The sequence below is a fragment of the Xanthomonas sp. NCPPB 3582 genome, from assembly GCF_041475735.2.
Classification (GTDB): Bacteria; Pseudomonadota; Gammaproteobacteria; order Xanthomonadales; family Xanthomonadaceae; genus Xanthomonas; species Xanthomonas codiaei.
In genome coordinates this window covers 4,006,684-4,029,893 of the sequence record NZ_CM192968.1, presented here as the reverse complement: position 1 = coordinate 4,029,893, position 23,210 = coordinate 4,006,684, and the positions used below count along the sequence as shown (strand labels likewise).

Here is a 23,210-nt window from a genome sequence, read left to right as displayed (position 1 = left end):
ATGTTCCGGCCGGCCGCCGTCAGGTGGCCGGCCGCTCCTGCAGGCGCCCCCGCGCCGCTCGCTCTCCCGTGCTGCTGACCGGTTGCACGACGGAATCACGGAAGCGTTGCCTATACTCCGGCGCTCTCCCCTGGATGCAGCAATGCCACACGGGCTCCCGAGAAAAATACGTCTTGCCTTCCTGTTGCAGGTCGCGCTGGCGAGCCTGGCGATCGTGCTGGGCGGGTACCTGATCTCCTTCGTCATCAAGTACAGCCTGGTGCGCACCGTGCTCGCCGACGAGGCCGTGCATTTCTGGCAGATGCACAAGAGCGCGCCGGACAACCGGCCGCCGAACACGCGCAATATCCAGGGGTATTTCTCGCCGGCCGGAACCGCCGCCGATGCGGCGCCTGCTGCGCTGCGCCGCCTGTCGCCGGGCTTCAGCGAAGTTGCCGCCGCCGATGCCATGGTCTATGTGGACCAGCGTCCGGAAGGGCGCCTGTACCTGGTGTTCCCGCGTTCGCGCGCGGCGCACCTCACGCTGTGGTTCGGCGTGGTGCCGGCCATCATCGTGCTGCTGGGAATCTACGGCGTGTCGTGGTTCACCTACCGGGTGTCCAAACGCCTGGTGTCGCCGATCAGCTGGCTGGCACGGCGCGTGTCGCAGTGGGACCCGCGCAACCCGGATGTGGACGAACTGGCGCCGGAGCGCCTGCCGGCGGAGTTGCAGGGCGAAACCCGGCAGCTGGCGCTCGCGCTGCATGCGCTGGGGCAACGGGTCAGCGAGCATGTGGCACGCGAACGCAACTTCACCCGCGATGCCAGCCACGAGCTGCGCACACCGCTGACGGTGATCCGCGTGGCCAGCGACATGGCCCTGGCCGACGACGATCTGCCGCAGCGCACCCAGCGCAGCCTGCGCCGGATCCAGCGCGCCGGCCGCGACATGGAAGCGGTGATCGACGCCTTCCTGATCCTGGCCCGCGAAGCGGAGATCGACCCGCAGAGCGAAACCTTCGACGTGGCCGAGTTGGCCAGCGAGGAGGTCGAGATCGCGCGCGAACTGCTGGGCGACAAGCCGGTGTCGCTGCACATGGTCGGCGACCGCCACCTGCAGATGTTCGCGCCACCGCGGGTGATGCGGGTGGTGCTGAGCAACCTGCTGCGCAATGCCTGCGCCTATACCGACACCGGCAGCATCGAGGTGGAGGTCGCCCGCGACCGGGTCGTGGTGCGCGATACCGGCATCGGCATGAGCGACGAAGCCCGCGCGCGGGCATTCGAGCCATTCTTCCGCGCCGACCCCACGCGCCCGCAGGGCACCGGGCTCGGGTTGTCGATCGTGCGCCGGCTGTGCGACCGCTTCGGCTGGCGCATCGAGCTGGAGAGCGAAGCGGGCGTGGGCACGTCGGTGGCGGTGGTGGTGGCCTGAGGCTGGCCGCTGCCGGCCGCTGCGAGCGCTCGTGGATCGCCTGGGTGTGGCAGGCACCGCTGCCGCATCAGAGCGCTGCCTGGCCGACGTCGCGTGATGCGCTCCGGCGTGCGCGCGGAGCGACCATGCGGATGACATGCTGACGTGTCGCTGCGCGCAGATGCGACGGCACGGCTTTCGCCCAGGCCGCGTGAAACGTCTCGACGATCCTCACCCTGCAGCGGACAGCGAACCGTCCTGCGCGATTTCCGCAGTGACCGCTGCATTCGCAAGGCTGCAGGTGGTCAGCCAGGCATGTCGCCGCCACCCGCGCAGCGTGGGCGACCCGGCAACGCTGCGCGGATCGGTCCACATGGCGCGGCGGTGATTATTCCAGCACCGGGGCCACGGCCTTGCGCCATAGCGCGTAACCGTCGACGGTCATGTGCAGCCTGTCTTCGCGGAACAGCTGCGGACGCGGCTTGCCGCTGGCATCGAGCATCGGCGTGTAGACATCTACGTAATCCACCCGCGCAAAGCCCGCCAGTGCGTCCTTGATCAGGCGATTGGCGGCAATGACCGACGGTAGCAGCTGCGCGCGCGCCGGGCTGGGTTTGATCGACAGATAGCTGATGCGCGCGTCCGGCAAGTCGCGGCGGATACGCGTCACGAACGCCACCACATCATCGCGCACCTGCTCGGGCGTGCGCCCGCTGTTGAGATCGTTGTCGCCGGCATACAGCACCACCTGGCGCGGTGCATACGGAATCACGATGCGGTCGGCGTACCAGGTGCTGTCGCGGACCTGCGAGCCGCCAAAGCCACGGTTGATCACCGGCTTGCCGGCAAAGTCCTTGCCCAGCGTGTCCCAGAAGCGGATCGAGGAACTGCCGACGAACACGATGCCGTGCTTGGGTGGCGGCTGGCGCGCATCGCTGGCGGCGAAGCGCTGCATGTCCTGCTCCCAGGCCGCATCGGACACCTGCGCAGGGATCACGGGCGCAGTGCGCGGGGCTTCGGCGATGGCTTGGCTGGAGACCAGCACAAGTGCGCACAGCAGTGCGCGTAAGCGATGTGGGAGCATGAGAATCCTGCAACGATGGAGCGGGCCTGGCATGGTGCAGCAGTCTGCAAGCTGAGGGCAAACCGGACCGTGGCTGGCGATGCGCCGCGTCACGGTGCAAGATTCGCACTTTCCCCAGCAGCGACCACGCCATGCGTTCTTCCTGTCCCCAGATCCGCCCGTGCGGCCGGACGTCCTGACGCATGGCCGATCAACTGGGACACGTGCCGCGCGGCCCGCGCCGCATGCTCAAGGCGGCGATCTGGTCGTGGCAGGGCCTGCGCGCGGCATGGCTGCACGAATCGTCGTTCCGGCTCGAAGTCTGCCTGGCGTCGGTGATGGCCCCGTTGGGCGCGTGGCTGGGACAGACGCCGCTGGAGCGCATCGCGTTGATCGCCCCGTTGTTGATCGTGCTGGCGGCCGAACTGCTGAATTCCGCCATCGAAGCGGTGATCGAACGCTATGGCCCCGAGCATCACGTGCTGGCCGGTCGCGCCAAGGACATGGGCTCGGCGGCGGTGTTCCTGCTGTTGCTCAACGTGCTGCTGTGCTGGGGGCTGATCCTGTTGCCGCGGCTTGTCTGAGGCAACGCTTGCGGTGGGGCAGCGAGCGTGGGGCATGGCTTGACGCCGCTGCACGCCAGCGATCTGTTGCTTCGCTGCCGATCCAGCCGCTGTCAGGCGCCGGCGCGTGCATGGGGGCTTGACCTGGCGCGTGGCATGCTGGGGCTCTCTTTCAACGGAATCGCCTGCATGTCTGTCCTGATGCGCGCCCTGGTGGTGCTGATCCTGGCCGTCGGCCTGTCCGGCTGCGGCTACAACACGATCCAGCAGAAGGAGGAGGGAGTGAAGGCTGGTTGGTCGGAAGTGCTCAACCAGTATCAGCGCCGCGCCGATCTGATTCCCAACCTGGTGCGCACCGTGCAGGGGTATGCGCAGCAGGAACGCCAGGTGCTGACCGAAGTGACCAACGCGCGTGCACGCGTGGGGCAGATCCAGGTCAATGCCGACGACGAAGCATCGCTCAAGCAGTTCCAGCAGGCGCAGGGCGAGCTGGGCAGTGCGTTGTCGCGCTTGCTGGTGGTCAGCGAGAACTACCCCCAGCTCAAGTCCGACCAGTCCTTCCGCGATCTGCAGGTGCAGCTGGAAGGCACCGAGAACCGCATCACCGTGGCGCGTGGTCGGTACATCCAGACCGTGCAGGACTACAACACCTACATTCGCTCGTTTCCGCAGGTGATCACCGCCAAGATCTTCGGCTACCAACCCAAGCCGAACTTCAGCGTGGAGAACGAAGCGCAGATCTCGCGCGCGCCGCAGGTGGACTTCGGCAATCAGCAGGCACCGCAGCAACAGCCTGCACCACAGCCTGCGCAGTAATCACGAGCCCCTCTCCCCTCGGGAGAGGGGTTGGGGTGAGGGTACGGCGCGAAGCTGCCGTGTTTTCCAACTGCACGTGGCTTCGCTCGCACCCTCATCCGCCCCTTCGAGACACTTTCTCCTCCATGAAGGAAGACAGTGTCCCGGTGGGAGAAGGAAGCGACTGAATCCAGTACGCATCAGCTAGGAGTCGGCAATGCGGCCAACGTCTTTGAGAGTGGTGTGGATGCTGGTCTTGCTGCTGCTGCCGGCGTCGCTGCTGGCGCAGGAGCTGGCGGCCATCCCGCCGCTGCGTTCGCCGGTGGTCGATGTCACCGGCACCCTGGATGCGGTGCAGATCCAGCAGCTGGAGCAACAGGCACTGGCGCTGCAACAGCGCAAGGGTGCGCAGTTGCAGATCCTGATCGTGCCCAGCACGCAGCCGGAGACGATCGAGCAATACACCCAGCGCGTGTTCGACACCTGGAAGATCGGGCGCAAGGGCGTCGACGATGGCGTGCTGCTGCTGGTGGCCAAGGATGATCGCCGCGTGCGCATCCAGCCCGGTTACGGCCTGGAAGGCGCCATCCCCGATATCGTGGCCAATCGCGTGATCCAGGAATACCTGGCGCCGCGCTTCCGCGAAGGCGACTATGGCGGCGGTATCCGCGACGCCACTGCGACGCTGGCCGGCCTGATCGAGGGCGAGGCGCTGCCACCGCCGGTCAGCGGCCATGAGGGCGGAGCCGGTCAGGGCGCCGGCGGCGGTGGCTGGATCATGGCGCTGTTCATCGGCTTCGTGGTCGCGATGGTGGCGCGCGGCATCCTGGGCGCCTTGCCACGCCCGGTGCGCGCGTTATTGACCGCCATTGCGGCCGGTGGCGCGGCGTTGCTGTTCACCTCCCTGCTGCTGGCCAGCGTCGGCGCGGCCGTGATCGGCTTGCTGGCCGGGCTGGCCTCGGCGTCGCCGGGACGCTTCGTCGGCGGCGGTGGCTGGGGCGGCGGTGGCTTTGGAGGATTCGGGGGCGGTGGCCGCGGTGGTTTCGGCGGCGGCGGCTGGGGCGGTGGTGGCGGATCGTCGGGAGGCGGTGGCGCCTCGGGGAGCTGGTAATGCGGTGGCTCAGGCATGTCTTCGCGCCCTCGGCGCAGCGCAGATTTCCAGCCTCCTGCATGGAGACGATCGCCGCGGCGGTTGCCGCCAGCGAGCGCAGCCACACAGGGCAGATCATGGTGGCGGTCGAGGCGGACCTGCCGCTTGCCGCGCTGTGGCGCCGTCACAGCGCGCGGCACAGCGCCGAACAGGCCTTCGCCCACCTGCGCACCTGGGATACGGAGGCCAACAACGGGGTGCTGATCTACCTGCTGCTGGCCGACCACGCCATCGAGGTGGTGGCCGACCGCGGCCTGCGCCGCCTGGTGCCGGATGCCCAGTGGGCGGAGGTGTGCCGGCGCATGCAGCAGTTCCTGCGCGAGGGGCAGTACGAGGTGGCGGTGCTGGCGGGCATCGAGGCGGTGACCGAGCTGCTGGTCGCGCACTTCCCGCGCAGCGCGGACGCGCCGTATGAAGACGAGCTGCCCAACCGGCCACAGCTTTTAGGCTGAAGGCGCCCGAGATGTCAGAATAGCGATCTCGCTCTACGTGATCCGCGCTCGGCATGATCTATCTGCACGCCATCGACCCCATCGCCTTCTCGCTTGGCCCGGTGCAGGTGCACTGGTATGGCTTGATGTACCTGGCGGCCTTTTTCTCGGCCTGGGCGCTGGGGCGCTCGCGCATCCTGCGCGGCCGCCTGCCTGGCGTGGACATGGACGGTTTCTCCGACCTGCTGTTCTACGGCATGCTCGGTGTGGTGCTGGGCGGGCGCATCGGCTACATGCTGTTCTATGCGTTCGATACCTTCCTGGCCAACCCGCTGATTCTGTTCAAGGTGTGGGAAGGCGGCATGAGTTTTCACGGTGGCCTGCTCGGGGTGCTGCTGGCCTGCTGGCTGTGGGCGCGCCGCCACCGGCTGCATTTCTTCGACGTGATGGATTTCGTCGCGCCGCTGGTCCCGCTGGGCCTTGGCTTCGGGAGGCTCGGCAATTTCGTCGGCGGCGAGCTGTGGGGCAAGTTCACCCAGGCCGGGTGGGGTGTGATCTTTCCGCATGCGCCGGAGCTGGCCAACATGGCGCCGGCACAGATTCAGGCGCAATACGCCGCCGGGGCGCTGGATCGGTTCGCGCGTCATCCGTCGCAGCTGTATGAAGCGGCGTTGGAAGGCGTGGTGATGTTCGTGGTGCTGTGGGCGTTTTCGATGAAGCCGCGTGCCCGCTACGCGGTGTCGGGCGTATTTGCATTGTTGTACGGCGTGTTCCGCTTCATCGTGGAATTCGTGCGGGTGCCGGATGCGCCGATCGGCTACCTGGCCTTCAACTGGCTGACCATGGGGCAGATTCTGAGCCTGCCGCTGATCGTGGTGGGGCTGGTACTGCTGGCGATGTCGCGCCGCGCCCCGGTGCTGCAGCCGGTGCTGCCGGCTGCCGTCACCGTGGAGGCGGTCAAGTGAAGCCGTACCTGGACCTGCTGCAGCATGTGCTGGAGCACGGCGCCGAGAAGTCCGACCGCACCGGCACCGGCACGCGCAGCGTGTTCGGCTGGCAGATGCGCTTCGACCTCAATGCCGGGTTTCCATTGGTCACCACCAAGAAACTGCACCTGCGCTCGATCATCCACGAGCTGCTGTGGTTCCTGCAGGGCGACACCAACATCGGCTATCTGAAGGACAACCAGGTCCGCATCTGGGACGAATGGGCCGACGACAACGGCGACCTCGGCCCGGTGTACGGCAAGCAGTGGCGTCGCTGGACCGGCCCGGACGGCGTGGAGATCGACCAGATGCAATGGCTGGTGGACGAGATCAAGCGCAACCCGGATTCGCGGCGGCTGGTGATCAGCGCCTGGAACGTGGGCGAGCTGCCGCAAATGGCGCTGATGCCGTGCCATAGCCTGTTCCAGTTCTATGTGGTCGACGGCAAGCTCAGCTGCCAGCTGTACCAGCGCAGCGGCGACATCTTCCTGGGTGTGCCGTTCAACATCGCCAGCTATGCGCTGCTGACGCACATGGTGGCGCAGGCCACCGGCCTGGGCGTGGGCGACTTCGTGCATACGCTGGGCGATGCGCATCTGTATGCGAACCACTTCGACCAGGCGCGCGAACAGCTGACGCGCGCCCCGCGCGCGTTGCCGACACTGCGCCTGAATCCGGAAGTGACCGACCTGTTTGCGTTCCGCTTCGATGACATCGCCATCGAAGGCTATGACCCGCATCCGGCGATCAAGGCGCCGGTGGCGGTGTGAGTAGGCGGGACCGGGGACCCGGGACCGGGGACCCGGAAACAGCAGCTGCAGCACCAACGGCAACGGCAACGGCAACGTCGGAGATTTGCGTGGATCTGCTTCCCGGGTCCCCGGTCCCGGGTCCCCGGTCCCGGCTCTCCATCACCCTGATCGTCGCCTTCGACCGCAACAACGCCATCGGTCGCGACAACGACCTGCCGTGGAAGCTGCCGGACGATCTCAAGCGCTTCAAGGCGCTGACGCTGGGCAAGCCGATCCTGATGGGGCGCAAGACGGCGCAATCGCTGGGGCGTGCACTGCCGGGGCGTTTAAACCTGGTGCTGACGCGGTCGGGGCAGGTGCCCTTTGCCGGCATGCAGGCGGTGGCGTCGGTCGAGCAGGCGCTGGAGTGCGCCGAACAGGCGGGCGCGCAGGAGCTGTGCGTGATCGGTGGTGGCGAGGTCTATCGGCTGACGATGGAACGCGCCGATCTGCTGGCTGTCACCGAGGTGGACACTGCGGTCGAACATGCCGATACGCACTTTCCGCCCATCGATCCGGCGGTGTGGGTTCCAGCGCATCGCCAGGCGCATGCGCCCGATGACCGCCATGCGTTTGCGTTTTCCTTTGTGGATTACCTGCGGCGCTGAGCCGGCACGGACGCAGCGCGCGATCGGCGCGCCAGGTTCAATGCGGCTTACTCATGAACGCCGCCACCTTGCGGCTTGGCCGGCGCAGCATTGCCGTTGCCCGCAGTTCCAGCATTCCCCGCGTTGCCTCCTCCATTGCCGCGCCCACGGCCGCGCCCGCGCTGGCGGCCCTGGCCTTCGCGTGGACGCCGGGGGGCGTGCGCGGCTGGCGCCGCCGGGGCGGTGACTTCACGTCCCGGCACCTGCACCACGCGCAGCTCGTCGGTGTCCAGCTGCAGCGCGGTGAGCTTGCCGCCCCAGACCGCGCCGGTGTCGATGGCGTGCACGCCCTGGGTGATCGTCAGCCCCAATGCCGACCAGTGCCCGCAGACGATCTTCAGGTCGCGCTCGACCCGGCCCGGCACCTCGAACCACGGGTACAGTCCCTGTGCCTGCGTGCCCGGCGTGCCCTTGTCTTCGGTGGCGATCCGCCCGCGCGGGGTGCAATAGCGCATGCGCGTGAACAGGTTGATGATGGCGCGGCTGCGCTCATAGCCGCTCAATCCCGGCGACCAGCCGGGCTGGTCGCCGTACATGTTGCGCAGCAGCTTGCGGTAGCCGCCACCCTGCAGTTGCTGCTCGACCTCGCGCGCATGCTTCTCGGCCATCTGCGTGGTCCACTTCGGCGCCAGCCCGGCGTGGATCATCATCCAGCCCAGGCTGCGGTCCACGTGCGCCAGCTTCTGCATGCGCAGCCAGTCCAGCAGCACGTCGCGGTCCTCGGCCAGTACGATGCGCTGCAGGTCCGGGTTGACCTTGCGCTGCTCCTCTTCCGAACGCGCGCCGATCGCCAGCAGCGACAGGTCATGATTGCCCAGCACCACCACGCTGTGCGCGCGCAGCGAATGCACCAGCCGCAGCGTTTCCAGCGATTGACCGCCGCGGTTGACCAGGTCGCCGCAGAACCACAGCGTGTCCTGCGCCGGGTCGAAATTGATCTTCTCCAGCAATCGCTGGGTGATGTCGTAACACCCTTGCAGGTCGCCAATCGCCCAGACGCTCATCGCGTGCGCTCCATCAGTCCAGCAGTCATCAGTGCAGCGTCCTGGGCACGCTCAGCACGAAGGCGGCGATCGGGGCGGTGAATTCGGTGCCATCGTCGGCCACCATGTCGTAGTGGCCTTGCATCTGGCCCTGCTCGGTTTCCAGCAGCACGCCGGAGGTGTAATGAAACGCCTCGCCAGGGCGCAGCCAGGGCTGCTCGCCGACCACGCCTTCGCCATCGACCCGCTCGGTGCGGCCGTTGGCGTCGGTGATCTGCCAGTGGCGGGCGATCAGGCGCGCAGGCACGGCGCCCGCGTTGTGGATGCGGATGCTGTAGGCGAAGGCATAGCGGCCTTCTTCCGGGGTCGATTGCTGGGCAAGGAAGCGTGGCGACACCTCGACCTCGACCCGATAGCGTGGATCATCGTGCATGCGAAAATTCTAGATAAAACGGTGTGGGAGCGGCGCTCACGCCAGCTGGACATTGGCCAGCCGGATGAAATCGGCCACCTCGAGTTGTTCGGCGCGGGCATCCGGGCGCACCCCGGCAGCCTCGAAATGCGCCGGCTCGCACACCCCGGACAGGGCATTGCGCAAGGTCTTGCGGCGCTGCCCGAAGCCGGCGCGCACCACGTCGGCGAAGCGGCGGCGGTCGGTGATCATCACCGTGGCCGGGTCGCGCGGCACCAGCCGCACCACTGCCGAGTCCACCTTCGGTGGCGGCCGGAATGCGCCCGGCGGCACCACGAACAGCGCGGTGACCTCGCAGTACGCCTGCAGCATCACGCTGAGCCGGCCATACACCTTGCTGCCCGGGCCGGCGGCCATGCGGTCGACCACTTCCTTTTGCAGCATGAAGTGCATGTCGGCCACCGCGCCGGCATGGTCCAGCGCGTGGAACAGGATCGGCGAGGAAATGTTGTAGGGCAGGTTGCCGACCAGGCGGATCGGACTGCCTTCGCCCAGCGCGGTGAAGTCCACGCTGAGCACGTCGCGATGGATGATGCTCAGCGTGCCGATCGGCGCGGCGGCCTCGGTCAGCGGGGCGATCAGGTCGCGATCGAACTCGATCACGGTCAACGCGCCGTGCTTGCGCAGCAGCGGAAAGGTGATGGCGCCCTGGCCGGGGCCGATTTCGACCAGGTGCTGGCCGGCGCGCGGGTCCACCGCCTGCACGATCCGGTCGATGTAATACCGGTCGGCAAGAAAGTGCTGGCCAAGCGACTTCTTGGCCGGTGCGCTGAAGGAAGAATTCATCCGCGCAGTTTAACGGAGCCGGCGGCCGCACGCGGTATCGGCGCCGGTTGCGCGGCGTGCAGCGAACGGCTAACCGGGCCACCGCTGTGGCCTCCCGCGCCGCGCGGGCAGCTCAGCCGCGCGCCGCCAGCCGCGCGCACAGCGCGGTCGCCGCCATCAGGCTGGACGGGTCGGCGATGCCGCGCCCGGCCAGTTCCAGCGCGGTGCCGTGGTCGACCGCCACGCGCGGGTAGGGCAGGCCCAAGGTGATGTTGACCGCCTGCTCGAAGCCGCTGTATTTGAGCACCGGCAGGCCCTGGTCGTGGTACATGGCCACCACCGCGTCGAAGCCGCTCAGTTTCTGCGGCAGGAAGGCGGTGTCCGCCGGCAACGGGCCGATCAGGTGCAGCCCTTCGCCGCGTAGCTGCTCCAGCAGCGGAATGATGACATCCAGTTCCTCGCGGCCCAGATGCCCGTCCTCGCCCGCATGCGGGTTGAGCCCGAGCACGGCGATGCGTGGCGCAGACAGGCCGAAGTCGCGCCCGAGCGCAGCGTGGGTGATGCGCAGGCACTGCGCCAGCGCTGGGGCGGTGATCGCATCGGCCACCGCGCGCAGCGGCAGGTGGGTGGTGACCAGGGCGACACGCACGATGTGATTGGCCAGCATCATCACCACCGGGCAGCCGGCCTGCTCGGCCAGCAGTTCGGTGGTGCCTGTATAGGCGATGCCGCCGGCATTGATGACCGCCTTGTGCACCGGGCCGGTCACGATGCCTTGCAGGCGGCCGGCCAGGCAGTCGCCGGCAGCGGTACGCAGCCCGGCGATCACCGCCGCAGCATTGGCCGGGTCCGGCGTGCCGAAGCGGGTCGGGGTGGCCTGGCGAATCGGGAACAGCGGCAGGTCGCCCGGTGCCCGCGCGGGCTGGTCGGGGTCGAGCAGCCGCACAGACAAAGACAGCGCCTGTGCGGCGCTGTGCAAGGTATCCGGATCGGCGTAGGCGATCAGATGTGCGTCCGAGCGCGGCCGTTGGGCCAGCCGAACGCACAGCTCCGGCCCGATCCCGGCCGGCTCGCCTGGCACCAGCGCGAGCGACGGGACCCGCATGACCTCAGCGCGCCGGCTGTGCCGGTGGCGGGGTCGGTGCAGCCGGTTCTGCCGGCTTGGTCGGTTCGGCGGTGGCATTGCCGTCGGCACGATCGCCGGTGCGGTAGCTCACATAGGCTTCGCCGCGCAGTTCCTGCAGGTAGCGGTTGTATTCCTCTTCCAGCTTGCGGCGGCCGATCGTCTCGCGGATCTGGGCGCGCTGGTTCTCGGCACTGACGTCGGTCTGGCGGCTGCCGACGCGCTGCACGATATGCCAGCCAGCCTGGGTGCGGAATGGTTCGGAGACCCCGCCGTCGGCCAGGCTCTCGACCTGCTTGCCGAAATCCGGGCCGAAGGCGTCGGCCGGGAACCAGCCTAGATCGCCACCCTGCCCACGGCTATTGGTGTCTTCGGACGCTTCCTTGGCGGTCGCTTGGAAGTCGGCGCCGCCGATGATGCGCGCGCGCAGCGTGTCGATCTTGGCCTTGGCCTGGGCCTCGGTCTGGTTGTCGCCGATGCGGATCAGGATGTGCCGGGCGTTGTACTCGGTGACCATCTTCTTTTCGCCGCCGGCATTGGCATCGCGCATTTCCACCAGCTTGAGCAACTGGAACCCGCTCGGGCCACGCAGCGGGCCGGCGACCTGGCCGGGTTGCATGTCGCGGATCAGCTGGGCGAAGGCATTGGGAATTTCGTCCAGGCTGCGCCAGCCCAGGTCGCCGCCTTCCAGTGCATTCGGGCTGTCCGAATAACGCACCGCCGCCGCGGAGAAATCCAGTTCGCCCTTGTCGATCAAGGCCTTGACGCCATCCACCTTCTTCTGGCCGGTCGCGATCTGATCGGCGGTCGCGCCTTCCGGCAGGCCAATCAGGATGTGCGCCAGGTGGTATTGACTCCCGGTGGTGGCCTGCTGGGCCAGTGCGCTGTCCACTTCGCCCTCGCTCACGCTGATGCGGCTCTGCGCAAAGCTCTGGCGCAGGCGCTGCACGATGATTTCATCGCGCACCGAGGCGCGGAAATCGCCGTAACCCATGCCGTCGGCGGCCAGCTTCTGGCGCAGGCCATCGACGCTGGTGCCGTTCTGCTGGGCGATGCTGGCGATGGCGCGGTTGAGTTCCTCGTCGCTGACGCGGATGCCGCTGCCCTCGGCGCGGCCGACCTGCAACTTGACCAGGACCAGGCGCTCGAGCACCTGGCGCTGCAGGACATCGTCCGGCGGCAGCTGGTTCTCGCGGCCGGCGTACTGCGACTTGACGTTGCGTACAGCGCGATCGAGCTCGCTCTGCAACACCACGTCTTCGTCCACGATGGCGGCGATCCGATCCAGCGGCTGGGATTGCTGCGCCGATGCCAGCGGCGAGACCGTGCTGGTGATCGCCAGCAACGAGGCAAGAACAACGGAGAAAGGCTTGGTCATGGAATCAGGTTCGGATCGTAATCGTCCGGATTGGTCGTGGTGTTGCTGGGCGGGACCAGGTACAGGTCGTCGCGGTAATAGCCGAGAATAGCACGGCGCAAAGTGCGGTCCGTGTTCTGGCCGAACGAGCTCAAGCCCTTCAGCACGAACTCGAACTGGATGGAGTTGTCCATGTCGCCATCGCGGTTGCGCACGAACCGGCGCACCAACGCGCGCACGGCCAGGCAGCAGCTGTCCCATTGCACGCCGCCGATGATTTCCAGCGGTTTGCGGTCCAGCAGCGAGTAGTAATACCGGCCGACCGCACTCCAGGTGGGGTTGATCGGATACAGGAACGAAAAATCCGCCTGCTTGAGCTGGTCGCTATCGTCGATCAGGTTGCGGCGATAGCGATAGGCCAGATTGACGATGCCGTCGTTGCCCAGCAGGTAGCGCGTGCGCAGGCTGGCCAGATCTTCCTTGCGCGAGTTCGGGTTCCACTGGTAGGTGGCGCCCATCGACCAACGGTCGTTGATCATGTAGTTGGCATCGGCCACCCAGGCCGACTTGCCCTGCTCGATGGGTTGTTCGCTATTGGCGGTGGAGCTGTTGATGGTGACCAGCGAGTCGTTGAAGTACAGGATCTGGCCTGCGCTCAGCGACAGTTTTTCGCGTCCATCCTCCTGGCGTAGCCAGCGCGAGGTGACCGCCAGGGTCAGCTGGTTGGCATCGTTCTGGCGGTCGGCACCGGTATAGCGGCTGTCACGGAACAACTGCCCGTAGCTGAAGGTGAACGGGCGCGTGTCGAAGACCGGCAGGTCGTCCTGGTCGCGATACGGCACGTACAGGTAGTACATGCGCGGTTCCAGCGTGTTGAGATAGTTGGTGCCGAACAGCGAGGTTTCGCGATCGAAATACAGGCCGGCATCCAGCGAGGCGATCGGCAGGCTGCGCGAGGGCGTACGGCCGCCGGTGAGCGGAGGCGTCGTGGCCACGGTGGAGTCCAGCTGATAGGCGGTATAGCGCCAGGCGACCGTGGGCGTCAGGAACCAGGCCGCGCCCGACAACGGCATCGAGATGTAGGGTTTGACGTCCAGCCGCGATCCGCTGCCGTAGTCCTGGTTGCGGATGTTGGTGCGGACGTATTCGTCGCCGTTGTTGTCGTTATTGCCGTTGGTGTTCGGGACGAAGTTCACCTGGTACGAATCGTCATGCGTAAACCGCACCGCCTCGGCATAGACACCGGCTTCGAAAATGCCGAACGGCTTTTCCCAGGTGAAATACGCACGCGGCTGACGGTTGTAGGGCAGGGCTCGCTCGTCCAGGGTGTAGTCGGTCAGCTGCCAGCGGTCGGCCATCAGGCCGGCAGTCCAGGTTTCGCCGGTGCCGTAGATACCGATGGTGCTCTGCAGACTGGACGCCGAGCCCATGCCGTTCACGCGGCTGGTGAAATCTTCCACATAGCGGGTGTCGCTGACCCAGGAGATGCTGCTGCGCGCCTGCCAGTGGGTATTGACGTTGTGATAGCCACTGTAGAAAACGCTGCCGCGGTCCTTGTCGCGCAATTTGTCGCTGGGCAGGTAATTGCCGGTGATCTCGCCGCGGCCGCCTTCGTACAGGTAGCGGAATTCGGTGCCGAACATGAAACCGCGCTTGCTCATGTAGCGCGGCAGCAGGGTGGCGTCGTAGTTCGGGGCAAGATTGAGGTAGATCGGCTGCAGGTAGTCGAAGCCATTACGCCCGGACAGGCCGAATTGCGGAAACAGCAGGCCGGTCTGGCGACGGTCGTCGATCGGGAACTTGAACCACGGGAAGTACAGCACCGGCACCTTGCCGATCTGCAACACGGCATTGCGCGCGGTGCCGAAGCCTTCCTCGTTGTCGACGTCGATCTCCGGCGCACGCACGCGCCAGATCGGCTGCGACGGGTCGCAGGTGGTATAGGTCGAACGGTGCATCTGGCCGACCTGGCCCTGCAGGTCCACCGACTCGGCGCCGCCGTTGCCGCGCCGGTCCACCAGCTGGTACTGGATGTTGGTGACCTTGTGGCTGTCGGTATCCTGGTTGCCTTCGGCACGATCGGCAACCATGCGGAAGGAGGTGTCCTGGTAGCGGACATTGCCTTCGGCGATGTAGTTGCCGGTTTCGGTGTCCATGCGCAGGTTGTCCGCGCCCAGGAACTGGTCGCCGCGCCTGAGCGCCACGTTGCCCTGGTATTGCGGGGTGGTGCTGGTGCCGGACAGTTGGTCGCCTTCGATGTCGGTCGGCAGCTGCTGGCGCATCTCGGCCGCCTTGGGGTCGGCGGCGGGAGCGCCGTCGAAGCCTGGTAGCGGGTCCACGGCCGGGCACAATCCCCAGTTCAACGGCTTGTCGGCAGCCATGGCCGGGAGGCAGATGGCGATGCTCAAGGGCAGGGGCAGCAGACGGAGAGCTCGGCGCACGCGTGGTTCAACCAATAAAATGGCCGCTAGCTTGCCGCATACCCCGCATAGGGGCAATGAAGAGGGCCCGCGTGGAGAGGGCGAGGTTCATCGCCGGCAGCGGTGCGGCCGGGGGCGCTCGTGGCGGTCAGCGCAGTGCGGCGACGTGGGCTACGCTGCTCTCGCGCAGGGCCTGCAGGTCATAGCCGCCTTCCAGCATGGACACCACCCGCCCGCGCGCATGCCGCTCGGCCAGGGCGCGCAGGGCGGCGGTAAGCCAGCCGAAATCGTCGTCGTCCAGCAGCAGGTCGGCCAGTGGGTCGCGCAGATGGGCGTCGAAGCCGGCCGAGATCAGGATCAGTTGCGGACGAAACGCATCGATCAACGGCAGCATTTCGTCTTCCCAGACATTGCGGAAGCGCAATCCGTCGCTGCCCGGCGGCAGCAGCAGATTGTGGATATTGCCGACGCCGCGCTCGTGGACGCTGCCCGAATGCGGGTACAGCCCGGACTGGTGGGTGCTGAGGTACTGCACGGCCGGGTCGCGTTCGAAGATCGCCTGGGTGCCATTGCCGTGGTGCACGTCGAAATCGACGATGGTGATGCGCTCGAGCCCGTGCCGGTCGCGGGCGTGGGCGGCCGCCACGGCGATGTTGTTGAACAGGCAAAAGCCCATCGACACCTGCGCGGTGGCGTGGTGGCCCGGCGGGCGGACCGCACAGAAGGCGGTGCGGCTGAGGCCCTGCATCACCGCATCCACCGCCGCGATGCCGGCACCGGCCGCGCGCAGGGCGGCCGCACGCGAGGCCGGCACCATGCGGGTGTCCACGTCCAGCTGGCGGTAGCCTTCGAAGGCGGTTTCCAGCACGGCATCGACCTGTTCGCGCTCGTGCACGCGGCACAGGTCGCCCAGCTTGGCCAGCGGCGCCTCGCGCCAGTCCAGGTCCGGGAAGGCGGCGCGCAAGGCGTCGACCACCGCCTCCAGGCGGGCAGGACTCTCGGGGTGCTCAGGGCCGGCGTCGTGGCCGAGACAGGCGGGGTGGGTAAAGACCAGCATGGGGCAACTCTAGCCTCTCCGCAGCGCCAGGCACATGCTCAAGCGCGGCGGCGGTCGTGCCGCCACAGCACTTCCTGCTGGCCATCGACCCGGGCCAGTACCCGCGCCAGCACGAACAGCAGATCCGACAACCGGTTGAGATAGCCGATCGCCTCGCTGCGCACCGCTTCCTGGCGCGACAGGGCGACGGTTTCGCGCTCGGCCCGGCGCACGATGGTGCGGGCCAGGTGGCAGCGTGCGGCCGCCTCGCCACCGGCCGGCAGGATGAATTCCTGCAGCGGCGGCAGGCTGTCGTTGAAATGATCCAGCTGCTCTTCCAGGGCCTGGATGTCCTGCGCGGCGATGGCCGCATGCCCGGGGATGCACAGTTCGCCGCCCAGATCGAACAACTGGTGCTGCACGGTAGTCAGCAGCTCGGCGATCGGAGTCGGGACCCCGGGCGCGGCCAGCAGCACCCCAATGGCAGAATTGGCTTCGTCCACGGTGCCGTAGGCATTGACCCGCAAGGCGTCCTTGCCGGTACGGCTGCCATCGCCCAGCCCGGTGCTGCCATCGTCGCCGGTACGTGTATAGATACGAGAAAGCCGGTTGCCCATGACGTCAGCCGGCGTGGGTCTGGCGCGCTGGGGCGACCAGGCGCTCGGCAACGACCTGGACCAGCGCTGCCGCAGCCACGTACAGCGCAGCGCTGCGCAGGTAGGGCCCCAGCCAGTCGGTATAGTTCTTGAACCAGCCGGCCACGGTGGGCTCGCTGACGCTGGCGCTGATCCAGTAGAAGCTGCCCTGGGCGATCAGCTGGCACACCGCCACGGCGACCAGCAGGGTGGCAACCAGCCAGGCCAACGCGCTCCACTGCGCACCGTGGTAATGCCGGCGTAGCCAGACGCCGCCGGCCCACAGCGCGAAATACGCCGGGATCAGGCACCAGTACGCCGGCGACACGCAGTAGTGCTGCCAGAAGCTCATGCCCTGGCCGGTGATCACCAGCCAGTCCACCGCCACCGCCAGCCCCATCAAGAGCGGGAATGCCAGCCGGGTGCGTGCCGCCAGATGGAATCCGCCGATGAAGAACACCGCCCACGACGCATCCGGCACCGGGGCGAAGTGATTGATCCGGGTGGCCGCCATCAGCACGGCCAGCAGGCTCAGGATCCAGGTGTCGTGGGAGCGAGGCGTCATGTGCGAGAAAGGCCGGGTTGCAGAGCGGGGAGTGTAGCGTGGAAGCCGGCGTGCCCGCGCCGCGGCCTGAGCGGCGCCGGGCTGGGCGGTGCGAGGGGCGATGCCTGCGTCAGCTACGCGCGCTGGCAGACGCGGCAAGATGTCCCATGCAGCGGCGCCACCGGGCCGTGGGCGAGGGCTTATCATGGCCGGATGACACTCCCACATGACGTTCTGATCGTTGGCGGCGGCCTGGTCGGCTCCAGCCTGGCGATCGCACTGGACCGCCTCGGCCTGGATGTCGGGCTGGTCGAAGCCACCCCGGCCGGCGCGCCGCCGGCGGTGTTCGACCAACGCAACCTGAGTTTTGCCGCGGCCACCGTCAACGCGCTCGGCGTGCTGGGGGTGATGGCCAAGCTGCGTAGCCCGCCCGGCCCGATCCGGCGCATCCACGTCAGCCGCGCCGGCGATTTCGGCCGGGTGCAGCTGAACGCCACCGACTATGGCCGCGAGAGCTTTGGCCAGGTGGTGGTGGCGCGCGACTTCGGCGACGCCTTGCAGGTACGCCTGGACGACACGACCGGCGTGCGCCGCTATCGCCCGGCGCGCTGCATCGGTGTGGAGCCGGTACAGGACGGCATGCGCGCGGTGCGCCTGGCAACCGCCGATGGCGAACAGCGTGTGCAGGCCAGGCTGGTGGTCGGTGCCGATGGCAGCCACAGCGCGGTGCGCGAGCTGCTGCACATCGGTAGCGACGCGCAGGATTTCCTGCAGACCCTGTTCGTGGCGCGCGTGCGCGCCTCCCGGCCGCCGGACGGCACCGCCTGGGAACGCTTCGGCGAACATGGGCCCACCGCCCTGTTGCCGCGGGGCGACCGCCATTACGGCGCCATCCATTGCGTGGCGCGCGCCGAGGCCGAGGCGGTAGCCGCCCTCGACGACGCCGGCTGGCTGGCACGGCTGCAGCGCGCCGCCGGCTGGCGCGCCGGTCGCTTTGTCGCCAGTGGCGAACGCAGCGCGTATCCATTGGTGCAGGTGCTGGCGAACGAACTGATCGCCGAGCGCGTGGTGCTGCTGGGCAATGCGGCGCAGACGCTGCACCCGATCGGCGCGCAGGGGTTCAACCTGGGCCTGCGCGATGCGCTGACGCTGGCCGAACTGATCGAGCACGATCGCAGCGATGCCGGCGCCGGCGCATTGTTGGCCGACTATCTGGCGCGCCGTCGCGTGGATCGCGAACAGACCATTGCGTTCTCCAGTGGCCTGGCACGCCTGACCGGCAACCCGGCGCCGTTGCTGCGGCCGTTGCGCAGCCTGGGCTTGCTGGTGACCTCGCAGGCCGCGCCGCTGCAGTCGATGCTGGTCGGCGGCGCGATGGGCTTCCGCGGCGACGTGCCGCAGCTGTGCCGGGGGATCGCATGAGCCGGCGCCCTGGACGCGATGCGGTGATCGTCGGCGGCGGTGTGGTCGGCGCGGCCTGCGCGCTGGCGCTGGCCGATGCCGGCTTGCACGTGGCGCTGGTGGAAGGGCGCGAGCCTGCACGTTGGCAGGCCGGGCAGCCCGATCTGCGCGTCTATGCATTCGCCGCCGACAACGCCGGGTTGCTGGACAGCCTTGGCGTATGGAACGCAGTCCGCGCAGCGCGCGCGCAGCCTTACCGGCGCATGCGGGTATGGGACGCCGGTGGCGGCGGCGAGCTGGGGTTCGATGCCGATACGCTGGGACGCGAGCAGCTGGGCTGGATCGTCGAACACGCGCTGCTGGTGGATCGGCTGTGGGCCGCCGTGCACACGGCGGGAATCGATGTGCATTGCCCGGCGCGGGTGGTCGAACTGGAGCAGGACGCCGGCAGCGTGCGGCTGCGCCTGGACGATGGCAGCCGGCTGGAAGCGGCCATTGCCATCGCCGCCGACGGCGCGTCCTCCACGCTGCGCGAACTTGCCGGGTTTCCGGTCTCGCGGCATGCCTATGCGCAACGCGGTGTGGTCGCCTTCGTGGAGACCGGGCAGCCGCACCAGTCCACCGCCTGGCAGCGCTTTCTGACCACCGGGCCGCTGGCATTCCTGCCGTTCGTCGATGGCCGCAGCTCGATCGTGTGGACCCTGCCCGATGCCGAGGCCGAGCGCGTGCTCGCACTGGACGATCTGGCGTTTTCGCGTGAACTCACCCAGGCCTTCGGCAAGCGCCTGGGCGAGGTGCGCGTGGTTTCTGCACGCGCTGCATTCCCGCTGCAGCGGCAGCTGGTGGAGCGCTACGTCAGTGGCCGCGTACTGGCGCTGGGCGATGCCGCGCATGTGGTGCATCCCCTGGCCGGCCAGGGTGTCAACCTGGGCTTGCGCGATGTCGCTGCGTTGCGCGACACGGTGCGCAACGCCCTCGCCAGACGTGCGGACTGGGCGGCGCCGCACCGCCTGCAGCGCTGGGCGCGCACCCGGCGCAGCGAGAACACCGTTGCCGCCTACGGCTTCGATGCGATCAACAGCGTGTTTTCCAACGATGACATGCACCTGACCCTGCTGCGTGGGTCGGTGCTCGGCCTGGCCGGCAGGCTTCCACCGCTGGTGGACCTGCTGTGGAAGCGCGCGTCCGGCAAGGCGTAGCCGGCACCGCGCGTGCCGGGCTGCGCGCGGGGAACCTGCGGTCGCGTTGTTCTATGTTTCAGAGCTTATAGCGGAGGCAGCATCTTCCATACGACGGATGCTGCCGGCCTAGCTACAGTCGATCCATGACCTCGCATACGCATCCACCCAGGCCCACCGTGCTGCTGCTCTGTGGCTTGCTGTGCGACGCCACCATCTGGCAGCCGCAGCGCGACGCGCTGGGCGATCTGGCCGACGTGCAGGTGCTGGATTTCGCCGGTTTCGACAGCATCCCGAAGATGGCTGCCCATGCGCTGACCCTGGCGCCGCCGCGGTTTGCGCTGGCCGGGCATTCGATGGGGGGGCGGGTGGCGTTGGAGATCATGCGCCAGGCGCCCGAGCGGGTCACACAGCTGGCCTTGCTCGACACCGGTACTGCGCCGCGTCGGGAGGGCGAACGCGAGGAGCGCCAGGCACTGGTGGACCTGGCGCAGACCCAGGGCATGCAGGCGCTTGCGCTGACCTGGCTGCCGCCGATGCTGCACCCGGCGCGCGTTGCCGATGCCAGTCTCATGCAACGCCTGGTCGCGATGGTGCGCCGGCAAAGCGCGCAGAGCTTCGCCGGCCAGGTCACTGCCTTGCTGGAGCGTCCGGATGCCACGCCGGTGCTGGCGCAGATCCGCTGTCCCGTCGTGCTGGGCGTTGGGCGCCAGGATGCCTGGAGCCCGTTGGCACGGCATCAGGACATGGCGCGGCAGATACCGGGCGCCCGCTTGGTGGTGTTCGAAGACAGCGGGCACATGGCGCCGGTGGAGGCGCCGGTGGCGGTGACTGCGGCGTTGCGCGACTGGTTGCAGGCCGCGTGAGCGCCGTCGCGCCTGGACACGCATGGAGGCTGTGGCCTCGCCATCCACGCTGCGCGGTAGCTGAAAAACTCGAGGAGGCTGCATGCACGAAGACGCATCGATCATCATTGCCTGCGAGCAATTGATCCGGCGGTTTGCGCTCTACAACGATCGCCATGATCACGAAGGTCTTGCGGCCTTGTTCACTGCCGATGGCGTGTTCGCGCGGCCCAGTGCGCCTGATGCGCCGGTGCAGGGGCGCGAGGCAATCCTGCAGGCGTTTCGCGCGCGTCCGCCGCGCACCACCTGCCACCTGATGCTCAATACCCTGGTCACCATTCGATCGCCGATCCTGGCGCACGCGCACAGCAACGTGCTGCTCTACACCGCCAGCGAAACCTCTGCAGCGCCGCCATGGGCTGCGCAGTCGCCGGCCTTGCTCGGCCGTTTCGACGATGTGCTGGTTTTCGATCAGGAGCGCTGGCTGTTCAAGCAGCGGCTTGGATCGCTGCTGCTGCAGATCGGCAACTGAGCCGGAGCCGCTGGATCGCAACAAGCGTTGCAGCCGCCATCGGCAAGCAGTGCTGTCGTATCGCTTTCTCCCCCCATGCCGCGCCTGCTGTCATCCATCCTTCCGCATTGGAGAGTCGCCTAGTGGAACGCGTCCGTTCATCCGCTCATTGTCGTTCGGTGTTGCTGCGCGCGGTGTCGCGTCGGCAATGGTCATGGATTGTCGGCGCCACGCTCGCCGCGGTGCTGCCAGGCACGGCGATGGCGCAGGCCGTGCCGGAAACGGCGGCGCCCCCGCAAGGCATCAACCTGGGGGGAACCAGTTTCATGGACGGGTTTGGCTCGCTGACGCCTGGCTGGACCGTCATCGCATATCCGCGCTACTACAATTTCAATGCGATCAAGGACGCGAGCGGCAACGATTCGCCTGCGTTCCGCGATCCGAAAGTCGACGTCAGCGTGCTGCTGACGCAGCTGATCTATGTCACGCCCTACACCTGGAAAAGCGCATCGTTGAGCTTCAATGCCATCTTGCCGCTGGTCAACTACGATACTTCCTTCGCTGCCGACAGTCCCGTGCGGCTGAGCAGTAATGGGTTCGGCATGGGCGATATTTCATTCGGGCCTGCGCTGCAGTTTCCACCGGTGATGCGCAACGGCCGCGTGTTCTTCTTCCAGCGATTTGCTATCGACGCGTTTGCACCGGTCGGCAAGTTCGATCGTGACATCGCGATCAATCAAAGCACCGGTTTCTGGTCGATCGCACCGCACTGGGCATTTACCGTGCAACCCAGCGACAACTGGGAAGTCAGTGCGCGCCTGAATTACCTGTACAACTTCCGGACCAGCCGCGCCGGCGGCGTGCCGCCCATTCCGGGCTTTCGTTTCCGCAACGGGCAGGCCGGCGACGTGCTCTGGCTCAACTTCGCCTCGTCACTGAAGCTCAACGAGCAGTGGCGGGTGGGTCTGAACGGCTACTACCTGCAGCAATTGAAGGACAACCGCACCAACGACCAGCGCGTGCCGGACAGCAAGCGCAGGCAGTTCTATATCGGGCCGGGCCTGTCATGGCGCATGGATGAAAAGAACCTGTTCAACTTCAATGTGTACCTGCCGGTGGATGTGGAAAATTCGGTCGCCGGCAATAACTTCAACCTGATGTTCGTGCATTCGTTGTAGGGATCCCTACCTGCCACGCGCGGCGCCTGCGGTGGGTGGCCGTGCGTGGCGGGCAGGTTGTCGTTGCTGCCCGCCGCAGCGTGTCCGGCCGGCGGCTGTTCCCCGGTTGGCGCATGGTGTGCTTCTGCAGTGTCGGGTGGCTGGCCGGAGCCTGGCGCCGAGGCTATCCCGCTCACAGCCCCATGCTGTGTCGCTGGGTGTGCGCATGCTCGCGGAACAGCAGCTCTGCGCGCGCGCCATCGCGTTGCTCGATCGCCGAGACGATCGCCCCATGTTGCCGGTGACCGTAGTACAGATCGTTGTAGGCCACGGTGGCCGAGCGCTGGCCGAAGACCACATGGGCCGGGCTGACGAACGGCACCACCGTGCAGCGGTCGACGGTCTCGGTGAGGATCGGCTTGTTGGCCGCAATCACGATGGTCCGATGGAAACGGGCGTTCATTGCGGCATAGGTCTGCTCGTCGCCGGCATCGAGGTTGCGCTTGGCGAACAACCGGTCGCCTTCGCCAAGACAGGCATGCAGGGTGGCGAGCACCTCGGGCGATGCTCCCTGTTCGGCGACCGTGCGCGCAGCCATGCCTTCCATCAGGGCGCGTACGGCCAGGGCGTCCAGGCTCTCCTGCTGGCTGAAGCGGCGGACCGCATAGCCACGGTTGCCCGCCTGCGCCAGCAGTCCTTCCTGGCACAACGCCGGCAATGCCTGGCGGATGGGCGTGCGCGAGATGGCCAGACGTTCGGCCAGCGCCGCCTCGGTGATGCGTTCGCCCGGGGCAAACGTGCCGCACAGGATCAATTCGCGTAACTGCTGAACCGCTTGCAATCGGTGGTTGTTCGCCATTGGCTCCATTCTCTCGCGCCGTACCGCAGCGCACGTTCCTTCCAGGGGGAAAACTCGCAATACCTGTATAAAAACCTTGCGGATGAGAGCGCTTGGTGGCAATTT

General features: G+C 67.4%; 24 protein-coding genes. 13 read left to right on the top strand and 11 right to left on the bottom strand.

Annotated elements, in window-relative coordinates; genetic code table 11:
- Positions 1 to 142 precede the first annotated feature (142 nt).
- Positions 143 to 1,414, top strand: a complete 1,272-nt coding sequence (locus ACCQ05_RS17175; protein WP_372391691.1) for a sensor histidine kinase — start codon at positions 143 to 145, stop codon at positions 1,412 to 1,414.
- A gap of 367 nt (positions 1,415 to 1,781) precedes the next feature.
- On the opposite strand, the gene ACCQ05_RS17170 is transcribed toward ACCQ05_RS17175, so the two are convergent.
- Positions 1,782 to 2,477 (bottom strand): SGNH/GDSL hydrolase family protein, encoded by a 696-nt coding sequence (locus tag ACCQ05_RS17170; RefSeq protein WP_228964716.1) that lies wholly within the window; start codon positions 2,475 to 2,477, stop codon positions 1,782 to 1,784.
- A 182-nt stretch (positions 2,478 to 2,659) separates the two neighbouring features.
- Between ACCQ05_RS17170 and ACCQ05_RS17165 the strand changes: the two genes are divergently transcribed.
- From ACCQ05_RS17165 to ACCQ05_RS17135, 7 genes are all read left to right on the top strand, one after another.
- Positions 2,660 to 3,040, top strand: a complete 381-nt coding sequence (locus tag ACCQ05_RS17165; protein WP_228964717.1) for a diacylglycerol kinase — start codon at positions 2,660 to 2,662, stop codon at positions 3,038 to 3,040.
- A 168-nt stretch (positions 3,041 to 3,208) separates the two neighbouring features.
- The gene (locus ACCQ05_RS17160; RefSeq protein WP_372391688.1) at positions 3,209 to 3,835 is read left to right on the top strand and encodes a LemA family protein; all 627 of its coding nucleotides are present in this window, start codon (positions 3,209 to 3,211) and stop codon (positions 3,833 to 3,835) included.
- A gap of 196 nt (positions 3,836 to 4,031) precedes the next feature.
- A complete protein-coding gene (locus tag ACCQ05_RS17155; RefSeq protein ID WP_372391686.1) occupies positions 4,032 to 4,925 on the top strand; it encodes a TPM domain-containing protein in 894 nt (297 codons plus the stop codon).
- Positions 4,925 to 5,416: a TPM domain-containing protein gene (locus ACCQ05_RS17150; protein WP_372391685.1), complete on the top strand. Its 492-nt coding sequence runs from the start codon at positions 4,925 to 4,927 to the stop codon at positions 5,414 to 5,416. The genes ACCQ05_RS17155 and ACCQ05_RS17150 overlap by 1 nt, the downstream gene beginning before the upstream one ends.
- A 53-nt stretch (positions 5,417 to 5,469) precedes the next feature.
- The gene (gene lgt / locus ACCQ05_RS17145) at positions 5,470 to 6,360 is read left to right on the top strand and encodes a prolipoprotein diacylglyceryl transferase (RefSeq protein ID WP_104541539.1); all 891 of its coding nucleotides are present in this window, start codon (positions 5,470 to 5,472) and stop codon (positions 6,358 to 6,360) included.
- Positions 6,357 to 7,151, top strand: coding sequence for a thymidylate synthase (locus tag ACCQ05_RS17140; RefSeq protein ID WP_228964721.1), 795 nt, complete (start codon positions 6,357 to 6,359; stop codon positions 7,149 to 7,151). The genes lgt and ACCQ05_RS17140 overlap by 4 nt, the downstream gene beginning before the upstream one ends.
- A gap of 95 nt (positions 7,152 to 7,246) precedes the next feature.
- Positions 7,247 to 7,780, top strand: a complete 534-nt coding sequence (locus ACCQ05_RS17135; protein WP_372394135.1) for a dihydrofolate reductase — start codon at positions 7,247 to 7,249, stop codon at positions 7,778 to 7,780.
- 47 nt (positions 7,781 to 7,827) lie between these two features.
- On the opposite strand, the gene ACCQ05_RS17130 is transcribed toward ACCQ05_RS17135, so the two are convergent.
- The 9 genes from ACCQ05_RS17130 to ACCQ05_RS17090 form a co-directional block, all read right to left on the bottom strand.
- Complete coding sequence (locus ACCQ05_RS17130; RefSeq protein WP_372391682.1) at positions 7,828 to 8,823, bottom strand: symmetrical bis(5'-nucleosyl)-tetraphosphatase; 996 nt, start codon at positions 8,821 to 8,823, stop codon at positions 7,828 to 7,830.
- A gap of 28 nt (positions 8,824 to 8,851) precedes the next feature.
- Positions 8,852 to 9,235, bottom strand: coding sequence for a Co2+/Mg2+ efflux facilitator ApaG/CorD (apaG, locus tag ACCQ05_RS17125; RefSeq protein WP_104541545.1), 384 nt, complete (start codon positions 9,233 to 9,235; stop codon positions 8,852 to 8,854).
- A 36-nt stretch (positions 9,236 to 9,271) separates the two neighbouring features.
- Complete coding sequence (gene rsmA, locus ACCQ05_RS17120; RefSeq protein WP_228961159.1) at positions 9,272 to 10,060, bottom strand: 16S rRNA (adenine(1518)-N(6)/adenine(1519)-N(6))-dimethyltransferase RsmA; 789 nt, start codon at positions 10,058 to 10,060, stop codon at positions 9,272 to 9,274.
- A gap of 112 nt (positions 10,061 to 10,172) precedes the next feature.
- On the bottom strand, positions 10,173 to 11,144 hold the full coding sequence (gene pdxA / locus ACCQ05_RS17115) for a 4-hydroxythreonine-4-phosphate dehydrogenase PdxA (protein ID WP_372391680.1): 972 nt from the start codon (positions 11,142 to 11,144) through the stop codon (positions 10,173 to 10,175).
- Positions 11,145 to 11,148: 4 nt separating this feature from the next.
- On the bottom strand, positions 11,149 to 12,540 hold the full coding sequence (locus ACCQ05_RS17110) for a peptidylprolyl isomerase (protein WP_372391678.1): 1,392 nt from the start codon (positions 12,538 to 12,540) through the stop codon (positions 11,149 to 11,151).
- Complete coding sequence (gene lptD / locus ACCQ05_RS17105) at positions 12,537 to 14,960, bottom strand: LPS-assembly protein LptD (RefSeq protein WP_104541553.1); 2,424 nt, start codon at positions 14,958 to 14,960, stop codon at positions 12,537 to 12,539. Before lptD ends, ACCQ05_RS17110 begins: the two co-directional genes overlap by 4 nt.
- A 127-nt stretch (positions 14,961 to 15,087) precedes the next feature.
- Positions 15,088 to 15,996 carry a histone deacetylase family protein gene (locus ACCQ05_RS17100; RefSeq protein WP_104541555.1) on the bottom strand — a complete coding sequence of 303 codons (909 nt, stop codon included), beginning with the start codon at positions 15,994 to 15,996 and terminating at the stop codon, positions 15,088 to 15,090.
- A gap of 38 nt (positions 15,997 to 16,034) precedes the next feature.
- On the bottom strand, positions 16,035 to 16,592 hold the full coding sequence (locus ACCQ05_RS17095) for a cob(I)yrinic acid a,c-diamide adenosyltransferase (RefSeq protein ID WP_372391676.1): 558 nt from the start codon (positions 16,590 to 16,592) through the stop codon (positions 16,035 to 16,037).
- 4 nt (positions 16,593 to 16,596) lie between these two features.
- The gene (locus ACCQ05_RS17090) at positions 16,597 to 17,175 is read right to left on the bottom strand and encodes a hypothetical protein (RefSeq protein ID WP_372391674.1); all 579 of its coding nucleotides are present in this window, start codon (positions 17,173 to 17,175) and stop codon (positions 16,597 to 16,599) included.
- A gap of 192 nt (positions 17,176 to 17,367) precedes the next feature.
- Between ACCQ05_RS17090 and ubiH the strand changes: the two genes are divergently transcribed.
- The 5 genes from ubiH (at position 17,368) to ACCQ05_RS17065 (ending at position 22,267) form a co-directional block, all read left to right on the top strand.
- The gene (ubiH, locus tag ACCQ05_RS17085; RefSeq protein ID WP_372391673.1) at positions 17,368 to 18,576 is read left to right on the top strand and encodes a 2-octaprenyl-6-methoxyphenyl hydroxylase; all 1,209 of its coding nucleotides are present in this window, start codon (positions 17,368 to 17,370) and stop codon (positions 18,574 to 18,576) included.
- Entirely contained in the window at positions 18,573 to 19,754 is a 1,182-nt protein-coding gene (locus ACCQ05_RS17080; protein WP_372391672.1) for a UbiH/UbiF family hydroxylase, read from the top strand. Before ubiH ends, ACCQ05_RS17080 begins: the two co-directional genes overlap by 4 nt.
- Positions 19,755 to 19,879: 125 nt before the next feature.
- Complete coding sequence (locus ACCQ05_RS17075; protein WP_372391671.1) at positions 19,880 to 20,599, top strand: alpha/beta fold hydrolase; 720 nt, start codon at positions 19,880 to 19,882, stop codon at positions 20,597 to 20,599.
- Between the two features lie 82 nt (positions 20,600 to 20,681).
- The gene (locus ACCQ05_RS17070) at positions 20,682 to 21,110 is read left to right on the top strand and encodes a nuclear transport factor 2 family protein (protein WP_372391670.1); all 429 of its coding nucleotides are present in this window, start codon (positions 20,682 to 20,684) and stop codon (positions 21,108 to 21,110) included.
- Between the two features lie 122 nt (positions 21,111 to 21,232).
- The gene (locus ACCQ05_RS17065) at positions 21,233 to 22,267 is read left to right on the top strand and encodes a SphA family protein (RefSeq protein WP_372394133.1); all 1,035 of its coding nucleotides are present in this window, start codon (positions 21,233 to 21,235) and stop codon (positions 22,265 to 22,267) included.
- A gap of 172 nt (positions 22,268 to 22,439) precedes the next feature.
- Here ACCQ05_RS17065 and ACCQ05_RS17060 read toward each other — a convergent pair whose 3' ends face one another.
- A complete protein-coding gene (locus ACCQ05_RS17060; RefSeq protein ID WP_228961173.1) occupies positions 22,440 to 23,114 on the bottom strand; it encodes a GntR family transcriptional regulator in 675 nt (224 codons plus the stop codon).
- Positions 23,115 to 23,210 lie beyond the last annotated feature (96 nt).